We start from the raw sequence: 8292 nt of genomic DNA, 5'->3' as shown, positions 1-8292 counted from the left end.
TGCCTGTAACTGTTGCCTTGATCTCCAGCTTCTCTGTCAGCCAGAGGCGTAATTGACTTATTCGCACCTTCCTTAGCTCACAAGCAGAACTATTCTCGCTATTCTTAAATTCACTCGGCTGCTTAGAACAGGAACCCACCAAAGATCCCCTCGAGATATACATGAACAAGCCGCAAAAAGTGACTTAAATCAGCGTCAGCGCTAACATACCTCTCAGCCGTGCGTTAACGATCCTCTAGTAAATATTGCCCCAGCAAATTGCAGATAATCATATTTAAATCCGCCAACGTACGCTTGGCTCGCTGTCCTTTTTGATTCACTACCACGAGCATGACACTGTGCGTCACCTCAAGATAAAGGCGCCCTAACCGCTGCCGTTCTTTTAAATGCTTGTTAATTCCCATGCGCTTAAACACGGCAGCCATTCGGGAAATTTCTAGCTCGTCATGCTGTTCGTCTAATTCGCGCAGCTCAGGTACCGAAAACATCGCCTGTACTAACGTTAGAATAGCCTTCTGCTGTTGATAGGTTTTTAGCTTCAACGCCAGCACCTGTTCAACCAAAGTAGCCACCGATAAGTTTTCTACCGGCCAACGATCAATCTCATCTAAGGCTGCCGCAACCGTTTCAAGCCAACGTGACCCCATCGCATAGAGAATCGCATGCTTATTGGGGAAGTAATGATAGAGAGAACCCACAGAGATACCCACCTCTTTAGCGATGAGAATCGTGTTTAGATCATCCAGACCGACCCTTTCCAACAACTCTCCGGTGACATCGATAATCTGTTTCGATCGTATTTTAGAGCGACCCTGAACCGGCGCGTTGCGCGGGGCCAGATCCGATGCTGTTTTTACTCGACGCTTTTGTGTCAATTTCGTGCCCAATACTACTGATTCAACAACTCCAAGAGCGGCATTATAAACTGAATGATCGGCGTTCTGAAAATACCGATTTTATTGCCGCACCGTTGAGCACTCAGCCCCACTCAAAAAAAGCGATCACGCATCGAATAATAGAGCATGCCAGCCACTAAGCCTGGCCAACGCAACAAGGTACCACCCGGAAAAGAGGGGCTCGGCACACGGCTAAATAGATCAAACGTCTCCACCGAGCCACTGATGGCCTCGGCCATTAACTTTCCACCTAGGGTCGCGAGAGCAACACCATGACCAGAATACCCCTGAGCCACGAAGAGATTTTCCTCAAGCCGATCAAAATGCGGCATCCGGTTAAGCGTAATTGCCAACGTGCCTCCCCAACCATAGTCAATCTTGACATCACTCAGCTCTGGATAAAACTGCAACATATAGGGGCGAACAAAATTTGGAATATCTTTCGGGAAATGGCGACGGTAATTTTCACCGCCTCCCCAGAGCAACCGATTATCGCCGGATAATTTAAAATAATTGATCACAAAACGAGAGTCCGCCACCGCGATATCGTCACGGTTAATACGCCGACATAATTCATCACTGAGCGGCTCGGTGGCAATGATAAAATTATTGATCGGCATTATTTTCCCAGCAATACGCGGCTCTAACTTATCCAAATAACCATTACAGGCCAGTAAGATATATTTTGCTTTAACTACGCCATCCTGCGTGTGGACGGCCGCATGCTTACCTGCCTGATACTGGGTGACGCGACTATGCTCATGAATCTTTACTCCTGCTGCCGTGGCCGCCTTAGCCAGCCCTAAGGCATAATTAAGCGGATGCAGATGAACAGCGTCTTGCCAATATTCACCGCCATAATAGCGTTCGGTGCCTAGCATCGCTTGCACCTCAGCGTCGCTGACAAAGTCTATTTTGTCATACGCCAACACCTTTTGTTTATAGCTGACGCTATCACGTATGTCGGCCACATGGGCCGGTTTAGCGGCCACATGCATGACACCCTGTTTAAGGTCACAGTCAATTTGATACTCGGCAATCAGGTCTTTAACCAACTGAACCGACTCAAGCGAACTATGCCAGAGTGCATCAGCGGCTGCACGACCCACTTTCTTGCTTAACTCTGCATGACTCATATTATGGCCTGGACAAACTTGACCGCCATTACGGCCAGAGGCGCCCCATCCCACGGTCTCACTTTCTAACAAGGTCACCGCATAGCCTTTCTTGGCTAGGTGTAACGCTGCTGACAAGCCCGTATAGCCAGCGCCAATAACACAGATATCGGCCTGCTGCTCCCCGCTTAACGCAGCATAATCGACACAGTCATTAGCAGAATCAGCATAGTATGACGCTCGGCAGTTATTCTCATTCATAGATCGGGCTTCCATAAAAAAACATATAACACACTAAAAAAGACAATCAAAAAACCATAAACCGAATAATAATTCTATTTATTAGCAACGACAAGCCTATTAAATCGCATTAAAATAAAAATTAAAGTTGATTTTAAAAAAATCATGGAATAACCTAAAACCCGAATAATGTTTCGACTAACGAGTTTAAATAATGGTCATCAGCTGATTTCTTGCGATGATGTTTCGCTGATGATTAGTGCTGCGACACACAACAATCGTTAACACTATTCACGTTGCGATCGATACAAAAGCAACACACAAGCTAATGACCGTTAGCATCAACGTCGGTCAACAGATTAAAGCTCAGATTAACCATAGAGATAGGTGATTTATGGAGGCCGTGGAAAGGTTTCTCAAAGAAAACGGGATTACTGAGGTCGAATCGACCCTACCAGACATGACGGGAAACGCTCGGGGTAAATTTTACCCGACTAAAAAATATTTAGCCGAGAAAGGGGGGAAGATCCCTGAGAGTCTACTGGTACAAACCGTCACAGGCGAGTGGGCAGACAACCATAATGATATTGTTGATCCAACCGATCGAGATATGGAGCTAGTACCCGATTCAAACACGTTACGGCTAGTGCCTTGGACCGATGAACCAACGGCTCAAGTCATCAACGACTGCTACACCAGCGATGGTCAACTCCACCCGCTATCGAGCCGCTCAGTGTTACGGCGTGTACTCAAGCTATTTGCAGATGAAGGCCTACGACCGGTGATTGCCCCCGAAGTAGAGTTTTATCTAATTCAAAAAAACACAGACCCTGATTATGAACTCAAGCCTGCCACCGGGCGCTCAGGTCGTCGGGAAACCGCGCGTCAGTCGTACGGCATTGATGCGGTTAATGAATTTAATCCGGTCATCGATACCCTCTACAGCTATTGTGAAGCTCAAGGATTAGATGTCGATACACTGATCCATGAATCCGGTGCTGCGCAGATGGAGATTAACTTTCTTCATGGCGATGCGTTAGACCTTGCCGATCAGGTATTTGTCTTCAAACGCACTCTACGCGAGACGGCGATGAAGCATGATATGTATGCCACCTTTATGGCGAAACCGATGCAACACGAACCCGGCAGTGCCATGCATATCCATCAAAGCTTAATTGATATTGCAACCGGTGAGAATATCTTTGCGGGTGATGCGGATAATCAATTTTCTGAGCGCTTCTATCACTACTTAGGGGGGCTACAGAAATATACGCCACAAGCGATCTCGTTTTATGCCCCCAATGTCAACTCATACCGTCGTTTTGCGCCAGATATTGCCGCACCTATCAACTTTAAATGGGGTATTGATAATCGCACAACGGGCCTGCGAGTACCGATCGCACCCCTACCGGCAACCCGCATAGAAAACCGCTTTCCAGGCTCTGATTGCAATCCTTATTTAGCCATCGCCGCCAGTCTGGCGTGTGGTTACCTCGGATTGAAACAGCAGCTCAAAGCGACCAAGCCTGTGACGTCTCTCGGCGCCGATGAAGATGAAGTCGTCGAAGTCGCTCGCTCGCTGGGTGAAGGGCTTAGCTTGCTGGAAGAAAGTCCTGAATTATGTGAAATTATGGGCTCTGAGTTTGTTAAAGCCTATCTCGGCGTTAAACGGGCAGAGTTTGAAACCTTTCATGAGGTTATCAGCTCTTGGGAACGGGAATATCTCTTACTCACCGTGTAATGTTAGCCCTATCAGCCCTTAGAGCGGCTTTCCGGCTAAGGGCATTTCAACGTTACGACTAATCACCTACAACTGCGATACGAGGCACACCATCATGAACAAGACTGTACCTTATCTGATCAAAAAAGCATTACAGATATCGACGCTAGGCATAGCCGCGTCGGTGCCACTGACTCAAGCCCAGGAAGTACTCAACTTCTATAACTGGTCGGATTATATTGCAGAGGATACGTTAGCGAAATTTGAAGCCGAAACGGGCATCAAAGTCGTATATGACGTTTATGACAGTAACGAAACACTCGAAGCAAAGCTATTGGCTGGCCACTCGGGTTATGATTTAGTTGTGCCAAGCTCGCACTTTATGGAGCAACAAATAAAAGCGGGGATTTTTCAAACACTGCAAAAAGACAAACTCAGTAATCTGGCTAACTTAGATCCAAGCCTGATGAACTTGCTCGATCGCAAAGACCCCGGTAATCAATACGGTGTTCCCTATCTCTGGGGTACCACCGGTATCGGCTATAATGTGCAGCAAGTAAAAGCGGCCCTCGGTGAGGATGCCCCTGTTGATAGCTGGGAGTTGGTATTTAACCCGGAAAACATGAAAAAGCTGGCTGACTGCGGCGTCACCTTCTTAGACTCTCCCGATGAAATCTATCCGCTGGCATTGCTGTACACGGGGCAATCGTCAATCGATACCAGTAAAGCTGCCCACAAAGATAGCAATCCCGCGGCAAAGGCTCTCAAGGCGGTGCGACCGTATCTACGTCAATTCACCTCATCTCAGTATGTAAATGACTTAGCCAACGGTGATATTTGTGTGGCTATCGGTTACTCGGGGGATGTATTCCAATCACAAGCCCGCGCAGAAGAAGCTAATAATGGCAATGAAATAGGCTACAGCATTCCTAAAGAAGGAACTGAAATCTGGTTTGATATGCTGCTAATTCCAGCGGATGCAAAAAATGCCGACAATGCGCATAAGTTTATCAACTTCCTGCTACGGCCCGATATCATCGCCGACATTACCAACTATGTGTGGTATGCCAACCCGAATATCGCCTCAACCGATCAAGTCGATGCAGAAATCACATCGGATTCGGCAATTTATCCCGATATGAGTACCCGTGATCGTCTGTATATGCCTGCTACATTGCCCGCTAATGTAGCCCGAGTTCGCAGCCGTACTTGGTCAAATATCAAAACCGGTAAATGAACCTAAATTAGCCCGATAACACATCGATGCAACCGCCCTGTCGGGCGGTTTTCTTATCGGCGCATCATCTTGATGCATATACCGAGATGCAAGCACGCAATTTGAGCTTCTATTAGCGCGGTTTACAGGTGAGTAAGTCTATTGATTCTGATAATATTATTGTTTGATAGTTAGGCTATTGCTGACTGTCGAACAACTCAATATTAAGCGATGTAATGTTATGAGCCTAACTCACCTACGTAAGCCCTCTTTTATTCTCATCAGCGGCTTATTATTAACCATCGCTTTCTCTGCTATTAGCCTAATCAGCTATTATGTCGCCAATCGCACACTCAACCAGCACATCTCAACCAATACCCTACCTCTGACCAGTGATACGATCTACTCAGAAGTACAGCGTGATTTGCTGCAACCGATTTTAGTTTCCTCACTGATGGCTCAAGACACCTTTGTCCACGACTGGATCGCAGCAGGCGAACTCAACTCTGATCAAATACAACGCTATCTGTATTCGATACAACAACGTTACAACGCCTTTACGGCGTTCTTTGTCTCCGATTTCAGCAGAAACTATTACCACAGCAGCGGTGTCCTCAAGCAAGTGACAGAAACGGACTCGGCCGATCAATGGTATTTTGATAGTCGCCAATCCCCTAACGAATTCGATATAAACTTGGATTTCGATACCGCCGCCCCGTCAACGACAACACTCTTTGTCAACCATAAAGTAAAGGATGAACACGGTAAATTATTAGGTGTTATCGGTGTGGGTTTGGCATCCCAAACGATTAAAGAACTTATCGAGATGTATCAAAACCGTTACGGGCGTCAGATTTATTTTATCGATCCTCAGGGTAAGGTCACCATGCAAGGCAGCCAATACCAAGGTGCCAATGACATCCATACGGTAACCGGACTCAAAGAGCTCGCCCCGAGCATATTAAGTAGCCCTGGTGGCTCGTATCATTACGACAATGATCAGCAAACCTATCTCATCAAAACCCGCTACATACCTGAACTGAGCTGGTATCTGATCGTACAGCACACCGAACAAAGTGAAGCGCAAATTACCACCACACTCTGGATTAATTTGTCTTTCAGTTTCGTGGTTATACTGCTTGTTCTGCTGCTGCAACATTACACCCTTGGCGGCTATCAGCGCCGACTAGAACATATGGCCAACACCGACCCCCTAACCGGCGCTTCTAGCCGTCATGCCTTTGAACTGGTTTTTCAGCAGATTCTCAATTATGCCAAGCGTCAAAAGCATCCCGTTTCCACCATACTCGTCGATATTGACTACTTCAAAAGCTGTAATGATCGCTATGGCCATCTGCTGGGGGATACTATTTTGACCCGCGTGGCCGACGTGCTAACCCGCAATCTGCGACAAGCAGATACTTTGTGCCGCTGGGGTGGAGATGAATTCTTTATTGTTTTGCCTAACTGTCATCAAGAAGACGCACGTCTTATCGCTGAGAAGATGCGCCAAGAGATTGAAACATCGTTACACATCGTCGATGGCAAGACATTAAACGTCACCGCCAGCTTTGGTATCGCCGAATACACTACCGATGAAACCACCGCCAGCCTATTTAATCGCTCAGATTTAGCCCTCTACCGAGCTAAATCAAAGGCGCGAAATCAAGTTGAAGTGACCACCAACACACCGATTAATGACGCTTAAACACCGCTCAGTTTGCGAGAAACTTAAATAAAGAGTTGCTATAAAGACGCAAACTATATATATTAGATCCTGCTTGAAGATTCACCGTATTTTTATGCATCATTTCGAAGATCCTGTTTCAGCTTCTCGTCCTGTTTCCATAATGTATAGTAAAAATTCCTGCATCATCGGCCATCTTTGATGGCTAAACATTATTTATAAAATAGGATAACTAACATGGCTACTGTAACCGGTACTGTTAAATGGTTTAATGCTGACAAAGGCTTCGGTTTTATTGAGCAAGAAAACGGCCCTGACGTATTCGCACACTTCAGTGCAATCCAGAGCAATGGCTTCAAAACTCTTGAAGAAGGCCAGCAGGTACAGTTCTCTGTAACTCAAGGTCAACGTGGTCCACAGGCAGAAAACATCGTTGCCATCTAAGACCGCTTAAGCTAGCAGATCATTGATCTGTTGCTACCAGAGAAAGGCTTGATTTATATCAAGCCTTTTTTGTATCTGCGATTTAACCTCTTCTCCCCACCTAACCCCGCATCATTCAACACCATACGCACTAGCAAGCAAAACGCATCACAATATCAAGCTCCGCCCTTAAGCACTCTCTCCAAAAACTTCCTTTAAGCGCTATTTTTAACCACTACCGTTAAGAACTTCCTTTAATAGCTTCCTTTAAGCACCGCCATCATTTCACTAATCACCGGCTCCGCATCAGCCCGCTGATAAGCGAGAGAGCGTAACGCCTGCTCGGCTTCAACCTCGGTAATATACTTAGGTGTAATGGCGACTAACAATGCCTGCATATAGTCGAGACTAAATTCAGGATGTGCTTGCAGGGTGAGAATATGCTGACCATACCGTAACACGGCATTAGGACAAAACTCAGACCCCGCCAACACCTCTGCCGTTTCAGGCAACACGACTACTTGATCTTGATGAATCACATGCAGCTGCAGCGCCTCATCGCTGAAGTGCGGTACACCGGAGATCGTTGACAGATAGCAATCAACCCCCAATCCCCACCCTGCATCGGCTTTTGCCACTCGACCGCCGAGTGCCTGCGCAATAATTTGATGACCAAAACAGATACCAAGCAACGGCTGCTGACGCCGATCAATCTCCCGAATCAATTGCTCCAACGGTGCGATCCAAGCTAGATCGTCATAAACACTCACGGGCGAACCCGTAATCACCCAAGCATCACACTGCTCAGCCGCATCAGGAAACACGCCTAGGTGAACATCCCAGGTTACAAAACTAAAACCTGTCGATGCCAACATCTTTTCAGTCATCTGCGCAAACGAACCGAAACGCGCTAACAGCTCACCCTCGTTCGTGCCCGCGGCTAGAATACCGATCTTCATGACCCCTCCAAACGTAAAAAAACCGCCAGAATGGCG

General features: G+C 46.8%; 7 protein-coding genes. 4 read left to right on the top strand and 3 right to left on the bottom strand.

Annotation, left to right across the window (positions count from 1 at the left end; translation table 11 throughout):
* Window positions 1–224: 224 nt before the first annotated feature.
* Together Q4488_RS08330 and Q4488_RS08325 are read right to left on the bottom strand one after the other, a co-directional pair.
* Complete coding sequence (locus Q4488_RS08330; RefSeq protein WP_303580016.1) at window positions 225–875, bottom strand: TetR/AcrR family transcriptional regulator; 651 nt, start codon at window positions 873–875, stop codon at window positions 225–227.
* A 113-nt stretch (window positions 876–988) separates the two neighbouring features.
* Window positions 989–2272 carry an FAD-binding oxidoreductase gene (locus Q4488_RS08325; protein ID WP_303580015.1) on the bottom strand — a complete coding sequence of 428 codons (1284 nt, stop codon included), beginning with the start codon at window positions 2270–2272 and terminating at the stop codon, window positions 989–991.
* 373 nt (window positions 2273–2645) lie between these two features.
* Between Q4488_RS08325 and Q4488_RS08320 the strand changes: the two genes are divergently transcribed.
* From Q4488_RS08320 to Q4488_RS08305, 4 genes are all read left to right on the top strand, one after another.
* The gene (locus Q4488_RS08320) at window positions 2646–3992 is read left to right on the top strand and encodes a glutamine synthetase family protein (RefSeq protein ID WP_303580014.1); all 1347 of its coding nucleotides are present in this window, start codon (window positions 2646–2648) and stop codon (window positions 3990–3992) included.
* 94 nt (window positions 3993–4086) lie between these two features.
* Window positions 4087–5208 carry a polyamine ABC transporter substrate-binding protein gene (locus tag Q4488_RS08315; protein WP_303580013.1) on the top strand — a complete coding sequence of 374 codons (1122 nt, stop codon included), beginning with the start codon at window positions 4087–4089 and terminating at the stop codon, window positions 5206–5208.
* A 220-nt stretch (window positions 5209–5428) separates the two neighbouring features.
* On the top strand, window positions 5429–6895 hold the full coding sequence (locus Q4488_RS08310; protein WP_303580012.1) for a sensor domain-containing diguanylate cyclase: 1467 nt from the start codon (window positions 5429–5431) through the stop codon (window positions 6893–6895).
* Between the two features lie 216 nt (window positions 6896–7111).
* Window positions 7112–7318: a cold-shock protein gene (locus Q4488_RS08305; RefSeq protein ID WP_091353016.1), complete on the top strand. Its 207-nt coding sequence runs from the start codon at window positions 7112–7114 to the stop codon at window positions 7316–7318.
* Window positions 7319–7551: 233 nt separating this feature from the next.
* Here the strand turns inward: Q4488_RS08305 and Q4488_RS08300 are convergent, their stop codons facing one another.
* The gene (locus tag Q4488_RS08300) at window positions 7552–8256 is read right to left on the bottom strand and encodes a type 1 glutamine amidotransferase (RefSeq protein ID WP_303580011.1); all 705 of its coding nucleotides are present in this window, start codon (window positions 8254–8256) and stop codon (window positions 7552–7554) included.
* Between the last annotated feature and the right edge of the window lie 36 nt (window positions 8257–8292).

It is taken from the genome of Amphritea sp. 1_MG-2023, assembly GCF_030547545.1.
Lineage (GTDB): Bacteria > Pseudomonadota > Gammaproteobacteria > Pseudomonadales > Balneatricaceae > Amphritea.
Note: the sequence above shows the minus strand (reverse complement) of the source record. Positions and strands in the feature narration are given on the sequence as shown.

What these genes read in the sequence shown, in the direction of transcription:
- Q4488_RS08305 (WP_091353016.1), top strand. Translation starts at nt 7,112, where the DNA reads ATGGCTACTGTAACCGGTACTGTTAAATGGTTTAATGCTGACAAAGGC.
- Q4488_RS08325 (WP_303580015.1), bottom strand. Translation starts at nt 2,272, where the DNA reads ATGAATGAGAATAACTGCCGAGCGTCATACTATGCTGATTCTGCTAAT.
- Q4488_RS08320 (WP_303580014.1), top strand. Translation starts at nt 2,646, where the DNA reads ATGGAGGCCGTGGAAAGGTTTCTCAAAGAAAACGGGATTACTGAGGTC.
- Q4488_RS08300 (WP_303580011.1), bottom strand. Translation starts at nt 8,256, where the DNA reads ATGAAGATCGGTATTCTAGCCGCGGGCACGAACGAGGGTGAGCTGTTA.
- Q4488_RS08310 (WP_303580012.1), top strand. Translation starts at nt 5,429, where the DNA reads ATGAGCCTAACTCACCTACGTAAGCCCTCTTTTATTCTCATCAGCGGC.
- Q4488_RS08315 (WP_303580013.1), top strand. Translation starts at nt 4,087, where the DNA reads ATGAACAAGACTGTACCTTATCTGATCAAAAAAGCATTACAGATATCG.